The sequence below is a fragment of the Knoellia sp. S7-12 genome (assembly GCF_040518285.1).
GTDB lineage: Bacteria > Actinomycetota > Actinomycetes > Actinomycetales > Dermatophilaceae > Knoellia.
On the sequence record NZ_CP155449.1, the window covers coordinates 2,541,785 to 2,559,738 of the forward strand.

The 17,954-nt window shown below is 68.4% G+C and carries 14 protein-coding genes; 1 reads left to right on the forward strand and 13 read right to left on the reverse strand.

Annotation, left to right across the window (positions count from 1 at the left end; all coding sequences use genetic code 11):
• Nucleotides 1-46: 46 nt before the first annotated feature.
• The 13 genes from ftsZ to mraZ all read right to left on the reverse strand — a co-directional run bounded on the left by ftsZ (nt 47) and on the right by mraZ (nt 16,561).
• Entirely contained in the window at nt 47-1,333 is a 1,287-nt protein-coding gene (gene ftsZ, locus V6K52_RS12245) for a cell division protein FtsZ (RefSeq protein WP_353950391.1), read from the reverse strand.
• Nucleotides 1,334-1,760: 427 nt separating this feature from the next.
• Nucleotides 1,761-2,528, reverse strand: a complete 768-nt coding sequence (locus V6K52_RS12250; RefSeq protein ID WP_353950392.1) for an FtsQ-type POTRA domain-containing protein — start codon at nt 2,526-2,528, stop codon at nt 1,761-1,763.
• Nucleotides 2,529-2,533: 5 nt separating this feature from the next.
• Nucleotides 2,534-3,985 carry a UDP-N-acetylmuramate--L-alanine ligase gene (gene murC, locus V6K52_RS12255; RefSeq protein ID WP_353950393.1) on the reverse strand — a complete coding sequence of 484 codons (1,452 nt, stop codon included), beginning with the start codon at nt 3,983-3,985 and terminating at the stop codon, nt 2,534-2,536.
• The gene (gene murG, locus V6K52_RS12260; protein ID WP_353950394.1) at nt 3,985-5,097 is read right to left on the reverse strand and encodes an undecaprenyldiphospho-muramoylpentapeptide beta-N-acetylglucosaminyltransferase; all 1,113 of its coding nucleotides are present in this window, start codon (nt 5,095-5,097) and stop codon (nt 3,985-3,987) included. Before murG ends, murC begins: the two co-directional genes overlap by 1 nt.
• Entirely contained in the window at nt 5,094-6,368 is a 1,275-nt protein-coding gene (ftsW, locus tag V6K52_RS12265; RefSeq protein WP_353950395.1) for a putative lipid II flippase FtsW, read from the reverse strand. The genes murG and ftsW overlap by 4 nt, the downstream gene beginning before the upstream one ends.
• 4 nt (nt 6,369-6,372) lie before the next feature.
• A complete protein-coding gene (murD, locus tag V6K52_RS12270; protein ID WP_353950396.1) occupies nt 6,373-7,863 on the reverse strand; it encodes a UDP-N-acetylmuramoyl-L-alanine--D-glutamate ligase in 1,491 nt (496 codons plus the stop codon).
• A complete protein-coding gene (mraY, locus tag V6K52_RS12275) occupies nt 7,860-8,942 on the reverse strand; it encodes a phospho-N-acetylmuramoyl-pentapeptide-transferase (protein WP_353950397.1) in 1,083 nt (360 codons plus the stop codon). Before mraY ends, murD begins: the two co-directional genes overlap by 4 nt.
• A complete protein-coding gene (gene murF, locus V6K52_RS12280; RefSeq protein WP_353950398.1) occupies nt 8,939-10,372 on the reverse strand; it encodes a UDP-N-acetylmuramoyl-tripeptide--D-alanyl-D-alanine ligase in 1,434 nt (477 codons plus the stop codon). The genes mraY and murF overlap by 4 nt, the downstream gene beginning before the upstream one ends.
• Nucleotides 10,369-11,973, reverse strand: a complete 1,605-nt coding sequence (locus V6K52_RS12285) for a UDP-N-acetylmuramoyl-L-alanyl-D-glutamate--2,6-diaminopimelate ligase (protein ID WP_353950399.1) — start codon at nt 11,971-11,973, stop codon at nt 10,369-10,371. The genes murF and V6K52_RS12285 overlap by 4 nt, the downstream gene beginning before the upstream one ends.
• 11 nt (nt 11,974-11,984) lie before the next feature.
• Nucleotides 11,985-13,811, reverse strand: coding sequence for a penicillin-binding protein 2 (locus V6K52_RS12290; RefSeq protein WP_353950400.1), 1,827 nt, complete (start codon nt 13,809-13,811; stop codon nt 11,985-11,987).
• Between the two features lie 329 nt (nt 13,812-14,140).
• Nucleotides 14,141-14,950 carry a hypothetical protein gene (locus tag V6K52_RS12295; protein WP_353950401.1) on the reverse strand — a complete coding sequence of 270 codons (810 nt, stop codon included), beginning with the start codon at nt 14,948-14,950 and terminating at the stop codon, nt 14,141-14,143.
• Nucleotides 14,947-15,927, reverse strand: a complete 981-nt coding sequence (rsmH, locus tag V6K52_RS12300; protein ID WP_353950402.1) for a 16S rRNA (cytosine(1402)-N(4))-methyltransferase RsmH — start codon at nt 15,925-15,927, stop codon at nt 14,947-14,949. Before rsmH ends, V6K52_RS12295 begins: the two co-directional genes overlap by 4 nt.
• 202 nt (nt 15,928-16,129) lie before the next feature.
• Nucleotides 16,130-16,561 carry a division/cell wall cluster transcriptional repressor MraZ gene (mraZ, locus tag V6K52_RS12305; RefSeq protein WP_353950403.1) on the reverse strand — a complete coding sequence of 144 codons (432 nt, stop codon included), beginning with the start codon at nt 16,559-16,561 and terminating at the stop codon, nt 16,130-16,132.
• Between the two features lie 439 nt (nt 16,562-17,000).
• Here mraZ and V6K52_RS12310 point away from each other — a divergent pair, with 439 nt between their 5' ends.
• Nucleotides 17,001-17,945 (forward strand): MoxR family ATPase, encoded by a 945-nt coding sequence (locus V6K52_RS12310; RefSeq protein ID WP_353953775.1) that lies wholly within the window; start codon nt 17,001-17,003, stop codon nt 17,943-17,945.
• The last annotated feature ends 9 nt before the right edge of the window (nt 17,946-17,954 follow it).

Genomic DNA, 17,954 nt, shown 5'->3' on the forward strand with positions numbered 1-17,954 from the left:
CTGCTCAGCGCCTCACGTGAGTCCATGGCTCAGGTGAGGCCATGCCTCATTTGAGGAAGTCGGGCACGTCCAGGTCGTCGCCGTCGTCAAAGGTGACGGTGCGCGGCGGAGTCGGGCGCTGCTCGGATTCCTGGCTGCGCTGGGCGGGAGCGGCCTCGGCCGGCTGCCGGACCGGCTCAGCCGTCGGGGTCGCCGGCGAAACGGCAGGTGCCTGGGCAGGCTGACGCTGCGGGTCACCCTGCTGGACCGGACGCTGCGCGGGCTGACCCTGCTGACCCTGCTGACCAGCCGGGGATGACTGACCCTGGTGCTGGGCGGCTGCCTGCTGGGTCTTGCTCGGCCCCTGGATGCTGCCGATGTGGCGCTCGTCGGGCCGCTTGGCCGGCGTGCCGCCATCGAAGCCAGCCGCGATGACGGTGACCCGCACCTCGTCGCCGAGAGCGTCGTCGATGACCGCACCGAAGATGATGTTGGCCTCGGGGTGGGCTGCCTCCTGGACAAGGCGAGCGGCTTCGTTGATCTCGAACAGGCCGAGGTCGCTGCCACCCTGGATCGAGAGCAGCACGCCGTGAGCGCCATCGATGCTCGCTTCGAGCAACGGGCTCGAGATGGCGAGCTCGGCAGCCTGGACCGCGCGGTCCTCGCCGCGGGCCGAGCCGATGCCCATGAGGGCAGAACCGGCACCCTGCATGACCGACTTGACGTCGGCGAAGTCGAGGTTGATCAGACCCGGGGTCGTGATGAGATCGGTGATGCCCTGGACGCCCGAGAGGAGCACCTGGTCAGCGCTGCGGAAAGCGTCGAGCATCGACACAGCGCGATCGCTGATGGAGAGCAGGCGGTCATTGGGGATGACGATGAGGGTGTCGACCTCTTCGCGCAGTTGAGCGATGCCGGTCTCGGCCTGGTTGGCGCGGCGGCGCCCCTCGAACGTGAACGGGCGGGTCACCACACCGATCGTCAGAGCGCCGAGGCCCCTGGCGATCCGGGCGACGACAGGCGCGCCACCGGTGCCGGTGCCACCGCCTTCACCGGCAGTCACGAAGACCATGTCGGCCCCCTTGAGGACCTCTTCGATCTCTTCGGCGTGATCCTCGGCGGCCCTCTTGCCCACCTCGGGGTCAGCGCCGGCACCGAGGCCACGGGTGAGCTCGCGACCGACGTCGAGCTTGACGTCGGCGTCGCTCATGAGGAGCGCCTGGGCGTCGGTGTTGATCGCGATGAACTCGACGCCCTTGAGGCCGACCTCGATCATCCGGTTGATGGCGTTGACACCACCTCCACCGATGCCGACGACCTTGATGACGGCCAAGTAGTTCTGGGGTGTTGCCACGGTGGGGGCCTCTCCTGAGATTGCTGAGTGCTCGAACTGGTGCTTCGACGTGCGATCTGATGCGCGAATCGTGTGTGACTCCGGAGAGAGAGTCTCGACCTCAAGTCAAGGGTCACAGTTTGATCACGAACCGTTGACCTGACGCTAGGCGTCGGCGCGGCGTCATGCAACGAGCGGATGGGCGTGTCGTGGCCCAGTCCGATGATTCTTCCTCACCCGTGCCACATCCGTCACATTGGCCCCGTCTCCCCCATGGCTGAGCCCACGTGCGCTTCACCATGCTTGTGCGCATCTGAGGGTTTGGCCAAGGCCCGCGCAGACGTCGTGGACGCCGGTGCACCGCGCAAAGAGTGCGTGAGCCTTCTGATGGAGCAGTCGGCCGGTCGATCAGTCGCTCGGCCCGATGGTCAGACGTTCGACCGGTTGGTCAGTCGCTGGAGGGCGATGGGGACGGGCCACCACGCGTGACGGGGGTGTCGGGTGCGCTGACGTCGATGACCGCGGGCTTGGTGGGCAGGAGCGCCCGCAGGATCTCCAGCTTGCGGTCAGCTGCATCGGCGCCGCCCCAGACCACCTGCACTCCACCCAGGGTGAACGAGACGAGGTTGGCAGTGCTCACCGCGATGGCACTCACCTGGTCGGCCAGGTCGACGGGCAGGGTGCGGATCATGGACAGAGCCGCCTCGAGCGCCTCCTTGGTCGTTCCCTTGGTGGAGGCCGCGGTGACGACCGGGACCCCGGCGGGCGCAGTGGTCACGGTGCCGTAAGACACGCCTGTCGCATCCACAACCTCAAGTTGACCCTCAGGGTTCTTGAGCACGAGTGCGGGCTGGCGTGGGACTACTCGCACGCGCAAGGTGCTGGGCCAGCCGCGCTCGGCGGAGACCTCGGCAATGCTGCGACGAGAGCGAACCCGCTCCTCCACCTCTGCCAGATCGACCCTCGCGAGCGGCGTGCCCTTGGCGACGTCGACGAGCCCGGCAACTGCTGTCCTGTCCGCCCCCGTCACTCCCGACACCTGGACTGAGCGCACGGCAAGCAGCGGGCTCCAGAAAGCGAGCCACACGAGGGCCAGGGCCACCCCCGCGGCGACGACGATCCACAGCACCCGTCGCCAAGGTCGGCGGCGCCGTTCGAGCGCCCTCTCACGAAAGCGAGAGTCGGCCGACGCGAGACCGCGCGAGGAGACACCCACGCCGCTCACCGCTCCTCGAGAGCGCGAAGAACGTGTCCGGCGAGCTCGGTGACGTCACCGGCGCCGACGGTGAGCACGAGGTCCTTGGCCGAGGCGGATGCCACCAGGGCGATGGCCACGTCGTCAAAGGTCCCGCCCACAACGACTGACCGCTCGCCCGGCAGGTCACGCAGAGGCGCGGCGATGAGCTCACTGGTGATGCCATCCATCGGCTGCTCGCGCGCGCCATAGACATCAAGGAGGACGACGGTGTCAGCCGGAGCCAGACCGGCCGCAAAGCCCTGCGCGAAATCGCGGGTGCGCGAGAAGAGATGGGGTTGGAACGCGACGTGGAGCCGACCACCACGGCGGGCAGCGATCTCGGCGGCGGTGCGGACGACCGCGGCGACCTTGCCGGGGTTGTGGGCGTAGTCGTCGACGACCGTGACACCAGCGACCTCCCCCCGGACCTCGAACCGACGCCTGGCGCCATCGAAGCCTGCGAGGCCCTCGAGGATGAGCTGACCGTCGGCGCCGAAGCCCTCGGTCGCCGCCAGGTAGGCCGCGGCGGCGTTGAGGGCGTTGTGCGCGCCCGGGGTCGCGAGCCGCATCGTCGCGCTGGCGCCGTCGCGAAGCTGCAGCGTCGTCGTTGTCGCGATGCCCTCGTCGTCGGCGCGGTGATCGGTCAGCGTGAGGTCCGCAGACGCGTCGAAGCCATAGGTGAGGACGCGTGTCCCCGCAGCTGCGGCCCGGGCTGCAAGTCGCGCCGATCCGGCGTCGTCCGCGCAGGCGACCAGGAGTCCGCCGCCCTGGATTGACTCGGCGAACGTGGCGTAGGCCTTCTCGACGTTGTCGAAGGTTCCATAGAAGTCGAGGTGGTCGGGCTGGACGTTGGTGACGATCGCGACCTCGGGCCCATAGACGAGGAACGAACCGTCGCTCTCGTCCGCCTCGACGACGAAGATCTCGCCGCCGGTCCACGCCGCGTTGGTGCCCTGGCCGGTGAGCTCCCCGCCGGAGGCGAACGACGGGTCGAGGCCAGCCGCCTGCAGCGCGACGGTGAGCATCGACGTGGTCGTCGTCTTGCCGTTGGCGCCGGCAACCGCAACCCGACGGGAGTCGTGCATCGTCGCCGCGAGCCCCTGGGACCGGTGCAGGACAAGCGAACCGGCCGCCCGAGCTGCTGCCAGCTCAACGTTGGACTCGGGGATGGCCGAGGAGATGACGATGGTGTCGGCATCAGTGACGTGAGCCGCGTCGTGCCCGACGACGACCTGGGCACCCTGCTGACGCAAAGAGGAGAGGACCGGGCTGTCCTTGGCGTCGGAGCCGCTCACCGCGACTCCGCGGGCGAGCATGACGCGGGCAACCGCGGACATGCCGGACCCGCCGATCGCGATGAAGTGGACGCGGCCCAGGGTGTCGAGCCCGGGGACGGCCTGCGTGAAGTCGAACCGGGGGGTGCCTGCCTGCACCATCAGCCGTTCCGACCTGCAGCCGCATCGATGACAAGGTCGGCGAGCAGCTCGTCACCGTCGCGCTCCCCCACCGACGCCGCTGCGACCGCCATCTCGGCAAGGGCGGACGCATCGCGCAGGAGCGGGACGAGGGTGGCTTCGACCCAGGTCGTGGTGAGGTCGGCGTCCTCGACGACGAGGCCGCCACCGGCGGCCACAACGGCGCGCGCGTTGAGGCTCTGCTCGCCGTTGCCGATGGGCAAGGGCACGTATGCCGCCGGGAGACCGACCGCGGTCAGCTCACACACCGTGTTGGCACCGGAACGGGCGACGACGATGTCGGCTGCCGCATAGGCCAGCTCCATGCGGTCGGCAAAGGGCACGACCACGTAGGGCGCGCCGGCTCCACCGGGCGGGACAGCGAACTCCTTGCCGAGGCCGGTGACGTGCAGCACCTGGACACCCGCCGAACCGAGCGATGTCGCCGCGCCCCGGAAGGCTTCGTTGATGCGCTGCGCACCCAGCGAGCCACCCGTGACGAGCACGGTCGGCCACTGCGGGTCGAGACCGAAGTGAGCCAGGGCCTCGTCGCGGCGCGCCTTGCGGTCAAGAAGGGCGATCTCGCGCCGCAGCGGCATACCCGTCACGGTTGCGCCGCGCAGCGGTGTGTCCGGGAAGGTGACCGCGACATGCTTAGCAAACCGGGAACCGAGTTTGTTGGCGAGGCCCGGACGAGCATTCTGCTCGTGGACGACGACGGGTATGCCGCGTCGCCGGGCTGCGAGGTAGGCGGGCGTCGAGACGTAGCCGCCGAAACCGACCACCACCCGGGCGTCGGTCTCGCGGATCACGGTGTCAGCGGCCTCGACGGCGCGTCGGAGCGAGCCCGGCAGACGAAGCAGACCAACCGAGGGCCTGCGCGGCATCGGGACCTTGGGGACGACCTCGAGGTCGTAGCCGCGGGCCGGCACGAGTCGAGCCTCGAGGCCTTCGGCCGTGCCGAGGGCCGTGATCCGGACTTCGGGCTCGCGTCGGCGCAGACAGTCGGCCAGAGCGAGGAGAGGAGAGACGTGTCCGGCTGTGCCGCCACCTGCGAGGACGACCGAACGAAGGTTCACGGAGTCATCGGTCATGGGCGTGACCGCCGCTTCGGCAGGACCGCGAAGGAGCGCTTGATGAGCGACGGGCGCGCGGCAAGGGCCTTGGCACACCCGGGCTCGGCGCGGGCGAAGGAGAGCAGGATGCCCAGGGCGAGCATGGTTGTCACGAGAGAGGATCCACCTGAGGAGACGAACGGGAGCGGCACTCCGATGACGGGGAGCAACCCGATCACCGCGCCGACGTTGATCATCGCCTGGACGACGATCCAGCTCATGATGCCGGCGGTGGCGATGCGCACGAAGAAGTCGGAGCTGCGCATCACAAGGCGATAGCAGGCCAGGGCGAGGACCACGAACAGGACGAGCACCATGATCGTCCCGGGCAGCCCGAGCTCCTCGCCGATGATGGCGAAGATGAAGTCATTGTGCGGCTCCGACAGCCACGCCCACTTCTCACGGGAGCCGCCCAGCCCGAGCCCGAACCACCCTCCGTCGGCGAGGGCGTAGCGGCCATGAATGGTCTGTCGTGCCGCACCGAACTGGTCCCTGTCCCTTCCGAGCCACACATCGAAGCGGCCCAGTCGGTTGGGACTGGTGACGACGAAGATGACTGCGATGACCGCGAATGACGCAGCCGACATGGCGAAGAATCGTCCGGGCACGCCGGCCGTGAACAGGACGCCGCCAACGATGGCCGCCATGATGAGCACGGTTCCGAGGTCGTGACCCAGGAGGACGAGGCCGAGGGACAGCATGCCGACAGGGAAGACATAGGGCACGAGCGCATGGCCGACGCGGCCGAGCTGCTTGCGCTTGGTGGACAGGATCAGGCCTCCGCTGAGGGCCAGCCCGACCTTGAGCAACTCGGACGGTTGCATGGTCATGACGCCGAAATTGAGCCAGTTGCGGTTGCCCTTGACCCCGATGCCGAGCGGTGTGAACACCAGGGCCTGAAGGACCAGACCGACCAGGAGCACGGGCAGCGCCAACTTCTTCCACATCGACACAGACATGCGTGACGCGATGAGGAGCGCGACCATCCCCACGACAGCGAAGATCAACTGGCTGAAGAAGATGGAGTAGGCGGACCCGGAATCGGTCTCGCTGAGCGAGGTGACCGCCGACGCGGACAGCACCATGATGAGTCCGAAGCCGACGAGCACCGTCGTCACACCGACGAGCACGTAGTAGGTCGTCACGGGTCGGTCGAGGCGTTCGAGCCACTCGGGGATGAATCCGATGCTGCGGTCGCCCTTGGCGGAGCCCTTGGCAGGACTCTTGACGGAACCTGTGGTGCTGGTCACTGGCTCACTCCCCCGAAGCAACGCGGCGGAGCACCGCCTCGGCGAAGGCATCTCCGCGTGCGCCGTAGTTGACGAACATGTCCATGGACGCGGCCGCCGGGGCGAGCAGCACGACATCGCCCGGCTGAGCGAGCGAGGAAGCCTGCGAGACGACGCGATCCATGGTCCCAGTGTCCGTCTCGGCAACGTCGACGACGGGGACATCGGGGGCGTGTCGGGCAAGCGCCTCGGCCAGGGTTGCGCGGTCGCGACCGATGAGCACGACGCCACGCAGCGAAGGGGCTGCGGAGCGCACGAGGTCGTCGACGTCGGCCCCCTTGAGGAGACCTCCGGCGATCCAGACGACGTGCTCGTATGCCGTGAGCGAGGCTGCCGCTGCGTGGGGGTTCGTGGCCTTCGAGTCGTCGATGTAGCGCACCTCGTCGAGCGTTGCGACGTAGGCGATCCGATGGGCCTCGGGTCGGAACGCACGCAGTCCCTCGCGCACGGCACCGGCCTCGACTCCATGGGCCCGGGCAAGCGCTGCGGCGGCCAGCGCGTTGGCGACCAAGTGGGGTGCGACGTCAGGCGCATCACCGCGCAGGTCCTCGATGGACGCGAGCTCGGCAGCGGCGTGGCGGCGCTGCTCGACGAATGCCCGGTCGGCGAGGACCTCGCCCACGATGCCGAGCATCGACGGTGCAGGGGTGCCGAGGGTGAAACCGACGGCGCGGCAACCTTCCTGGACGTCGGCCTCCTCGACGAGGCGTTCGGTCTGGGGGTCGTCGACGTTGTAGATGCAGGCGACTTGCGTGTTGTTGTAGACCTTGCCCTTGGCCGCGAGGTAGTCGTCGTAGCTGCCGTGCCAATCGACGTGGTCGGGAGCCACGTTGAGGCAGACCGAAGCCTGTGGACGGATCGAGTCCGACCAGTGGAGCTGGAAGCTCGACAGTTCCACCGCGATGGCGTCGAACGGTTCCGGGTCCATGATCGCTTCAAGGATCGGTGTGCCGACGTTGCCGGCGCTGATGGCCCGCTTGCCCGCGGCGCGCAGGATCGACGTGAGCATCTGGACCGTTGTCGTCTTGCCGTTGGTGCCAGTCACGGTGAGCCACGGGGCGGCACCCTCGAGGGGACGCATCCGCCAGGCGAGCTCGACCTCTCCCCAGATCGCGACGCCGGCCTGCGCCGCTGCCGCGAGCAGCGGTTGCGTCGGCGCCCATCCCGGAGAGGTGACGACGAGATCGACCGGGTCGGACGGCATACCGGCCACGTGTTCGGGACCGAAGCGCAGCTCGGCGTCAAGGATCTCGAGGATGCGCGCGCGCTCGGCCATCTCCGGAGTGGAGTCGGACGACGAACCGTCGACGACGACGACGTGAGCGCCCCTCTCCAGCAGCGCATCTGCTGCCGCGAAGCCACTCACACCCAGTCCGGCGACGAGGACGCGCAGCCCTGCCCAGTCGGCCTCGCGGTGGGTGAGCCGCTCGAGCCGATCGGTGGATCCCGCGGTCATGCCGCGCCTACAACCCATTCGGCATAGAAGATGCCGAGGCCGAGAGCCACGAAGAGGCCGGCGATGATCCAGAACCGGATCACGATGGTGACCTCTTGCCAGCCGAGAAGCTCGAAGTGGTGTTGCAGTGGTGCCATTCGAAACACGCGTTTGCCGGTCGACTTGAAGGACGCGACCTGGATGATGACCGACAGCGTGATGGTGACGAAGAGTCCCCCGAGAATGACGACGAGGAACTCGGTGCGCGTGACGATGGCCAGACCGGCGAGCAATCCACCGAGCGCCAGGGAGCCGGTGTCGCCCATGAAGATCTTGGCCGGTGAGCCGTTCCACCAGAGGAACCCGAAACAGGCACCCATCGCTGCGGCACTGACGATGGCGATGTCGAGCGGGTCGCGCACCTCGTAGCACTTGATGCCGGGGTTGGTCTGGCAGTTCTGGTTGAACTGCCAGATCCCGATGAGGACGTAGGCCGCGAACGTCATCACCGAGGCGCCGGTGGCCAGTCCGTCGAGCCCGTCGGTGAGGTTCACGCCATTGCTCGTGCCCGCGATGATGACGTTGGCGAACAGGATGAAGAGCAGGACTCCGACGATCGTGCCCGCAAAGGCCAGGTCGAAGTTGGTGTCGCGGACGAACGAGATCTTCGTCGACGCAGGAGTGCGGCCGGAGTCGTTGGGGAACTGCAGCGCGAGGATCGCGAAGATCACCGCGACAGCCGTCTGGCCGGCGAGCTTCTGCTTCGATCGGAGCCCGAGACTGCGCTGCTTGCTGATCTTGATGTAGTCGTCGAGGAACCCCACGAGCCCGAGACCGGCCATGAGGAAGAGGACGAGGACGCCGCTCCAGCTCGGGGAGGTCCAGAACACGAGGTGCGCCATGGCGTAGGCCGCGAGGGTGGCCCCGACGATGACTGCTCCACCCATGGTCGGGGTGCCGCGCTTGGTGTGGTGCGAGGTCGGACCGTCGTCGCGGATGAACTGGCCGTAGCCCTGCTTCACGAGCCACTTGATGAACATGGGGGTGCCGAACAGCGCGACGATCAAACTGACCACCGCAGCGACGAGCACGGCCTTCACTGGGAATCCTCCTGGGTGGTGCGGTCTGGTGTCCGGTCAGGCCTGGTCTGGTCAACCGTGCTGAGTTTGTCTCCGAGCCACCGTAGACCCGCATCCCGGCTCGACTTGAACAACACGACGTCGGGTGGGGCGACTTCGGCACGGAGCAGCGCTTCGGCGGCATCGGCATCGGCGACCCAGCGGATCCGGGTGCCGCCGACGGGTGTGATGTCGGCCATGGGGCGCGCGGTCTCACCGACGACGACGAGCTCGCCGACCCCTCGCCGTTGCGCCTCCGCGCCGACCTCGGCGTGGTCGCTGTCGGACTCGTCGCCGAGCTCGAGCATCGAGCCCAGGACGGCCCAGGTGCGTCGCCCCTCCCCCATCGACTCGAGCGCCGCGAGGGCGGCGCGCATCGAGTCGGGATTGGCGTTGTAGGCGTCGTTGACGATGGTCACGCCGTCGGGCCGATCGGTGACGTCCATGCGCCAGCGGCTGACGATGCCGGCTTCGGCGATCGATGTGGTCGCCGCCTCGAGGGGTATGCCGCACTCGAGAGCCACCGCGAGAACGGCCAGTGCGTTGCCGACGTGGTGTCGACCGACGAGCCGGAGCGCGATCGTTGTCTCGCCGTCAGGGGTGATGGCACGGAAGGTCGCCCGACCGTCGCTGCCGACGGTGATGTCCTCGGCGCGGATGCTTGCGTCGGCGGCCTCGCCGACGAGGACGACGCGTGCATCGGTGCGATCGCTCATGGCGCGCACGACCGGGTCATCGGCGTTGAGGATGGCCACACCATCACTCGGTAGTGCCTCGACCAGTTCGGCCTTGGCCCGGGCAATGGCCTCACGAGAGCCGAACTCGCCGACGTGGGCCGTGCCGACGTTGAGCACGACGCCGATCTGCGGGGGGGCGATCTTGGTGAGGTAGTCGATGTGGCCGACGCCTCGCGCCCCCATCTCGACGACGAGGAACCTGGTGGCTTCGGTGACGCGGGTGACGGTGAGCGGCACCCCGACCTCGGAGTTGTAGGAGCCGACCGGCGCGATCGTCGGTGCCGCAGCTCCGAGAACGCTGCCGAGGAGGTCCTTGGTGCTCGTCTTGCCCGAGGAGCCGGTGATGCCGATGACGGTGAGGTCGGTGGCGCGGTCGAGGACGGCTCGCGAGATGGCAACGAAGGCGGCCTGCACATCGTCGACGACGACACACGGAAGTTCCTCGACCGTGCGGCTCGTCAACGCCGCGACAGCTCCGTTGTCGCGGGCCGCGGCAACGAACCGGTGCCCGTCCATCGACTCACCGATGCGAGCGACATAGAGGCTGCCGGGCTCGGCTTCACGTGAGTCGGTGACGACGGAGCCGGTGACGACGGGCAGCTCGCCCGAGGCCGGGGCGCCATGCACGGTGCCACCGGTCGCAGCAGCGATCTGCGCCAAGGACAGGGCGATCACGTCGTGACCTCGCCGTCCGAAGTGGCGCCATCCTGAGTGGTTCCGTCCTGAGTGGTTCCGTCCAGCGCGGCCTGCAGTTCGAGACGGTCGTCGAACGGTTCGACGACTCCGGCGATCTCCTGCCCGGTCTCGTGGCCCTTGCCGACCACTGCGATGACGGAGCCCGGACCGCCCTCACGGGCCAGCCGAACCGCTTCGCGGATGGCGTCGCGCCGACCGCCGACCTCGACGAGCACCGCCGTGGTGTCGATGGACTGCGCACCCTCGACGACGGCGGCACGGATCTGCGCCGGGTCCTCGCTGCGCGGGTTGTCATCCGTGACGACGACGACGTCGGCCAGACCAGCAGCGGCCCGACCCATGCCGTGGCGCTTGCCTCGGTCCCGGTCTCCACCGGCTCCGAGGACGACGACGAGGCGGCCCGACGTCGTGGGCCGCAGGGCTGCCAGAGCGGCCTCGACCGCGTCGGGTGTGTGGGCGTAGTCGACGACGGCAAGGAGCCCGCTGTCCACGTCACTCACCTGCGTGGGCGTGACCTTCTCCATGCGGCCGGGAACGTGAGGGTCGGTGAGGATCGCGCGTCCGACGGCGTCGGTGTCCTCGCCGAGGAGCAGCAGGGCGACGGCGGCCATCGCGGTGTTGGCCACGTTGAAGTCGCCCGGGAGGGCAGAGCGCAGGTCGAGCTCGATTCCGCTGCCGCGCAACGTGAATCGCGCCGGCTCGGTCGGGTCGACCGTGACCACCCAGTCCGCCGCCTGGTCCGCCTGCGTCGTCAACGTCGTCACCGGCACCCCGGACTGCTCCGCGAGACGACGGCCCCAGATGTCGTCGACACAGATGAGTCCACGGGTCGACCGCTCGGGCGTGAAGAGCTGAGCCTTGGCGGAGAAGTAGTCCTCCATGTCGGCGTGGAAGTCGAGGTGGTCCTGCGACAGGTTCGTGAAGAGGGCGAGGTCAAAGACGACGCCGTCGACACGGTGCTGGCTGAGCGCGTGACTCGAGACCTCCATGACGCAGGTGTCGGTGTCGCGCTCGTCCATGACGGCGAGGATCGCGTGGAGGTCGGTCGACTCGGGGGTCGTGCGCACGCTCTTGATGCGCTCGTCCCCGATGCGCGTCTCGACCGTGCCGATGAGCCCGGTCCGCTGTCCGAGGACGTCGAGAGCGCTGGCAACGAGGTATGCCGTGGTCGTCTTGCCGTTGGTGCCGGTGATCCCGACCATCGTGAGGTTCAGGTCGGTGGTGCCATAGATCTGGGCTGCGAGGGCGCCGAGGACCGAGCGCGGTGCCTCGACCGTGATGACCGGCAGGTCGACGCCGGCGTCACGCAGTCTCAGGACACCGTCAGCATCGGTGAGCACGGCAACGGCGCCGGCCTGCGCCACCTGCGCCGCGAAGTCGGCGCCGTGGGCCCGGGAACCGGGCAACGCGGCATACAGGTCACCGGGTCTGACGGCGCGCGAGTCGAGAGTCACCCCGGTGACGACGACGTCACCGGCTGCATCGTCTGGTGATGCACCGCCGTCAAGAGATGCGGTGACGAGCAGCGCGAGCTCACGAACACTCGAACTGGTCAGGGAAGCGGGTCGGGGTGCAGACACGACCAGTCAGACTACTTGCCGCTGCCGCGTGGCTTGTCCTGCAGTGTGGTGGGATCCGACGCGGCCTCCTGCGGCGTGACCTCGATCTTGATCGGCGCCTTGGTCGTGCCGGTCGGCGGGACCTTGAGCTCCTGCAGGGCGTAGGTCATGACGTCGTGGAAGACCGGGCCGGCCACGAAACCGCCATAGATGCTGGCGCTGGGGCGCTGGATGATCACCGCCACGACGATCTCGGGATCGTCCGCTGGCGCGTAGCCGATGAAGCTGGCCGTCTTGCCGGAGTACTTCTTGAGTTTCTCGTCGTAGAAGTCGGCCGTCCCCGTCTTGCCGGCGACGCGGTAGCCGGGGATCTGGGCCTGGGGAGCCGTGCCCTCCTTGGAGACCACTCCCTCAAGCATCGCGTTGACCTGCGTTGCCGTGTCCTTGGAGATGACCCGAGTTCCGGGCTTGGTCGCAGCCTTGGTGAACGTGCCGTTGGCAGAGGTCGTGCCCTCGATGAGGCTTGGCGTCATGCGGATCCCACCGTTGGCGATGGTCTGGAAGACCGACGCGGCCTGGATCGCCGTGACCGACAGACCCTGACCGAACATCACTGTCGAGCGCTGGGTGCCGTTCCACTTCTCAGCCGGAGCGAGGAGGCCAGCGGACTCGCCGGGGAAGCCCATGCCGGACTTCGAGCCCAGCCCGAACTTGCGGTAGTACTCCTCGAGGCGCTTGGACTCGAGGGTCTCGCCGATGAGGATCGTCCCGATGTTGCTCGACTCGGCGAGCGTTCCGGCCACGGTGCGGGTGAGCGTCGGGTGGTCGTGGCTGTCCTTGAACGACGCGTCGAAGCGCTTCATCCGATTGGGGATGATGACGGGCTGGTTCGGCGTGACCTTCTTGTCCTCCAGCGCCGCGGCCACGGTCATCACCTTGGCGGTGGAGCCGGGCTCGAAGACGTCGTTGAGGGCCTTGTTGACGAGGCTTCCCTTGGCGTTGCCGATGTCGTTGGGGTCGTAGGTCGGGTAGGACGCCAGCGCGAGGACCTTGCCCGTCTTGGCGTTGGTGACGACGGCGGTGCCGGACTGTCCGCCCATCTTGGCCATCTGCTGGGCGATCGCGTTCTGCGCGTACCACTGGATGTTGGAGTTCACCGTGAGGGTGACGTCCTTGCCGTCGACGGCTGCGGTCCCACCCTGACGGCCACCGGGGATCTTGGAACCATCCGGTGCCTTCTCGAAGATCGCCCTGCCGGCTGTGCCCTTGAGAGCCTCGTCCATCATCGACTCGAGGCCACCACCGGCGGCACCGTCGTCGGTCACGAAGCCGACGAGCGAGGCGGAGTTGGGGCCCTGCGGATAGACGCGCTCAGGGACGGCCTCAGCGGTGTCCGTGTAGATCCCGGGGATGCCGAGTTTCGCGATCTTGCGCCAGGTCAGGGGGCTCACCTTGCGGTCGAGGACTTGGTACTGGCCCTTGCCGCTGAGCTTGGGCCGGAGGTCGTCGACGCTGCGACCGAGCAGGGGCGACAGGGCTGTGGCGGCAAGGTCGGCGCCGGTGCTCGTCCGAATGTCACACGCCTTCGCGACTTCACCCTTGGGCGTCGCGACCTTCTTCTGCTTGAAGGTGCACACCGCCGTGGGGTCCGCGACCACGGTCTCGCGAGCTCGGCTGGAGGCGAGCACGACACCGTCGGAGGAGGTGATCTTGCCGCGCAGAGCCGGGATGGAGACCTTCTCGGTCCGCTGCTCCTGCGCCTCGGCGGCGACCGCAGACGAGTCGAATCCCTGGATGCGGAGCAACTGCGCCGCGAAGATGCTGAACACGAAGATCGTGGCGACCGTCAGTCCGCGCATGCGGCGGCGAGGGTTGCCCGCGGGCTTGGCGGCGCCGCGTCGGGCCGCCGGGCGGCGCGACGCGGGGCGGCGCGGAGGTGCGGCCTGGCGCGCCTTCCTCGCAGCCGAGGGACGTGATGCTCCCTGAGCCTTGGCCGACGCAGCGACCCGCGCCGGAGCCGCGCGCTTGGCGGGGGTGGGCCGCTTGGGCGCCGCAGGCCTCTGCGTGCGAGCGGCGCCGGTGGCCGGAGGCTGACGCTCCTTGGCAGGACGACCGGACGGTGTGCGCCCTGAAGGAGGTCCTTCGGAGCGGTGAGGGTCACGACCGCGGGGGGGTGGAGTGCGCGGGGTCACGGTGTCGTGGTGGCGGTCGGGCGAGCCGCCTGGCTCGGTGTGGTCGACGTCCTGGGTTTGGTCGAGGCATTGGGCTTCGTCGAGGCGTTCGGGTTGGCCGACTCGTTGGGCTTGTCCGTGGCGCCCTGTCCCGAACCGCTCGCGGACGAAGTCGCTGATGCTGTGGGATTGCTCGTCGCGTTGGCCGACCGCGCGGGCACGGACTTCTTGGTCGAGGTCGTCGTGCTCGTCACTCCTGTGCGCGAGTCGACGCTCGTGGTCGTGACCTCGATGTTGGCTCCCTTCACCGTCGTCACTGTCGTCGTCGTCACGGTGCCCACCGTCTTGACCGTCGTTTGGGGCGTGGTGGCGGGGCGGGCAGCCGCGGCAGCCGAGTTGCCTTGTGTGGCAACAGTAAATTCCCTCTTCGCGTCAGCCGGCTCCGCCACGCCGAGGACCTTGCCATCATCGAGACGGAGGAAGGCGGCGGTGTTTGACGGGACCATGCCCATGTCGATGGCTCGCTTGGCCAGCTCGGCCGGAGCGCTCTGCGCGTTGATCGCGTGGCTGAGCGCCTCCTCGGAGTCGGCCAGCTCGTTGGACGTGTCCTGGAGGTCGCCGAGGACGAAGGACCCCTTGGCCATGGCCGTGTTGAGCATGAGCACGCCGACCAGTCCGGCGACGAGCAGCGCGAGGCAGGCGGCGACGAACGCCGGCTGACCGTGCTGCGGTTGCTCGCGCACGACCCGGAGCGGCCGGGGCCGCGCGGTCCGTGGGGTGGTTCGTGGAGCGGAGCGGCTGAGCGGACGGACGGCGGTCTGGGTCATCGCCGGCCTCCCTTCGTGGGACGAGTGCGTTCTGCAACCCGCAGTCGAGCTGACGCGGATCGGGGGTTCGTGGACTGCTCGGACGCCGAGGGCTCTTCGGCGCCTCGGGTGAGCAGACGGAGGTATGCCGCGTGCTCGGGGAGCTCGACGGGGATACCGGGAGGGGTGCTCGAGGTGGCACCGGCAACCAACGCGCGCTTGGTGATCCGGTCCTCGAGCGAGTGGTAGGAGAGGACGGCGATCCGACCGCCGACTGCGAGCACGTCGATGGAGCCCAGCACGGCTCGTTGCCAGGCACCGAGCTCGTCGTTGACCTCGATGCGGAGCGCCTGGAAGGTCCGTTTGGCCGGGTGACCACCCGTGCGCTGCGACGCCGCGGGCACGGCGCCACGCAGCAGCTCGACGAGACGCGCCGATCTCGTGAAGGGCTCGCTCTCGCGCTCGCGCACCACGGCCGAGACGATGCGCTTGGCAAAGCGCTCCTCGCCGTAGTCCCGCAGGATCCTCAGGAGGTCGGCGGGCGCATAGGTGTTGAGGACCTCGGCGGCGGTGATGCCACTCCCCTGGTCCATGCGCATGTCGAGCGGCGCGTCCTGGGCGTAGGCGAATCCGCGGTCGGCCTCGTCGAGCTGGAGCGAGGAGACGCCAAGGTCGAACAGGATGGCCTGGGCGTCGCGCAGCCCGAGCTCGGCCACGACCTCGGCGATCTCGTCATAGACGGCGTGCACGCCACGGAACCGTTCGCCAAAGCGGGCCAACCGCTCGCTCGCGAGCGCCAGAGCTTCCTCGTCGCGGTCGATGCCGATGACGGTCGCCTCGGGGCACGCCTCGAGGAAGGCCTCGGCGTGACCGCCCATCCCGAGCGTGCCGTCAACAAGAATTGACCCCGGCTCGGAGAGGGCCGGGGCCAGGAGCTCGACGATGCGGTCGCGGAGCACGGGAACGTGCCGCTCGGCGGCTGCTCCTCGTGATTCCATCTCCGACTCCTTGACGTCCGTGGTCGTGCTCGCTGTGACTGCTGACTGCTGACTGCTGACTGCTGCTTCGTGCTGTGGTGCTGGTTGATCCCTGTGTGGTGGTGGTCCGTTCCCCGGCTCCTGGTCCCCATCCGTCCGGGGCCCGGCACGGGGGAAGTCGTGTCGGGAGCCCAGTCGGCTGGAGGCCGGGAGCCGGGGTGGATCACATGAGTCCGGGGATGACCTCCTCGGACTGCTCGGAGTAGGCCTGCTCGGTGCTGGCGAGGTACTCGTTCCAGGCGTCCGTGTCCCAGATCTCGACGCGCGAGCCGGTGCCGATGACCGTGCACTCCCGGGTGAGTCCGGCGTACTGGCGCAGGTGGGCCGGAACCGAGACGCGCCCCTGCTTGTCGGGGATCTCGTCGCTGGCGCCGGAGAGGAAGACGCGGATGTAGTCACGGACGGCGCGGCTGGTCGTCGGCGCCTCCTGCATCTGCGCGGTCACCTTGACGAACTCGTCCATCGGGAAGACATAGAGGCAGCGCTCCTGCCCGCGGGTGACGACGAGGCCGGTCGACAGGCGCTCGCGGAACTTGGCGGGAAGGAACAGGCGGCCCTTGTCGTCGAGGCGCGGCGTGTGAGTACCGAGGAACACCGCGCTCACCTCCCCAACTTCGTCTCGACCCCGGGGCGACATTTCTCTCCGGTTTTCCCCACTTTACTCCACCTTCAAGCGAAATCAAGTCGTTACCAACCTCAGAAGCACCTTTTTTCGCAGGTCAGAGCCGGTGGTGCAAAGTGGAGCGCTTTGAGCGCGCCGAGAGATTCACACGCACCAAAGCCCCCGGCATACCCGTGTATGCCTTTCGCGCGTCTTTCGCTGAACCTGCACGCAGGCTGTGAAGAGGCGCATTTGTGCCCTGAGCGCTACCCCGGTGGTGGAATGTGGGGGAAGATCGAAACCCCGCTGCGCACGGCCGCGGGAGCACTCATCACAGGAGCCATCGGTGTCGGCACACGACGAGGTCCACCAGGTCCGCCACGATCCAGAGCAACGACGCGTCGACGCGGCCGGGCCACGTTCGGGGGCTGCGCTGGACCAGGTGCTCCAGGTCGCGAGCTCCTTGCAGACCGCGATGAACACCGTCATCGAGGGCAAGCCAGCAGCCGTGCGCACCGCGGTGACGGCACTGCTCGCCGAGGGGCACCTGCTCATCGAGGACGTTCCCGGCGTCGGCAAGACGATGCTCGCCAAGACCCTCGCCCGATGCATCGACGCCTCCGTGCGACGCGTGCAGTTCACACCGGACCTCCTGCCCAGCGACATCACGGGTGTGAGCGTCTACAACCAGGACGTGCGCGACTTCGAGTTCCGTCCGGGAGCGATCTTTGCCAACGTCGTCGTCGGTGACGAGATCAACCGCGCCTCGCCCAAGACGCAGTCGGCGCTGCTCGAGTCGATGGAGGAGGCACAGGTCACCGTCGACGGCACGACCTATGCGCTCCCCCGGCCGTTCATGGTTCTCGCGACGCAGAACCCGATCGAGATGGAAGGCACCTACCCGCTGCCCGAGGCACAGCGTGACCGCTTCATGGCGCGCATCTCGATGGGCTACCCCTCGGCGCGCAGCGAGGTCGACATGCTCGACCAGCACGGCTCACGGTCCCCGCTCGAGGAGCTGAGTCCGGTCACCGATGCGGCCACCGTGACGCAGATGATCGACGCAGTCCGTGGGGTGCACGCCTCCCAGGCCCTCAAGCAATACGTCGTCGACGTCACCCAGGCCACCCGCTCGAGCTCGGCGCTGCGCCTTGGCGCGTCACCTCGTGCGAGCCTGCACCTGTTGCGCGCCAGCCGTGCTCACGCCGCCCTCGCCGGTCGCGACCACGTGCTCCCCGATGACGTGCAGTCGATGACGATCCCCGTTCTCGCCCACCGCCTCATGCTCACCGGTGAGAGCCAGCTCGCGCACCGGACCGCGGCCGACGTGCTCACGGACCTGCTCCAGCGGGTCCGCGTGCCTGCCCCGACGCGCTGAGCTGGGCGA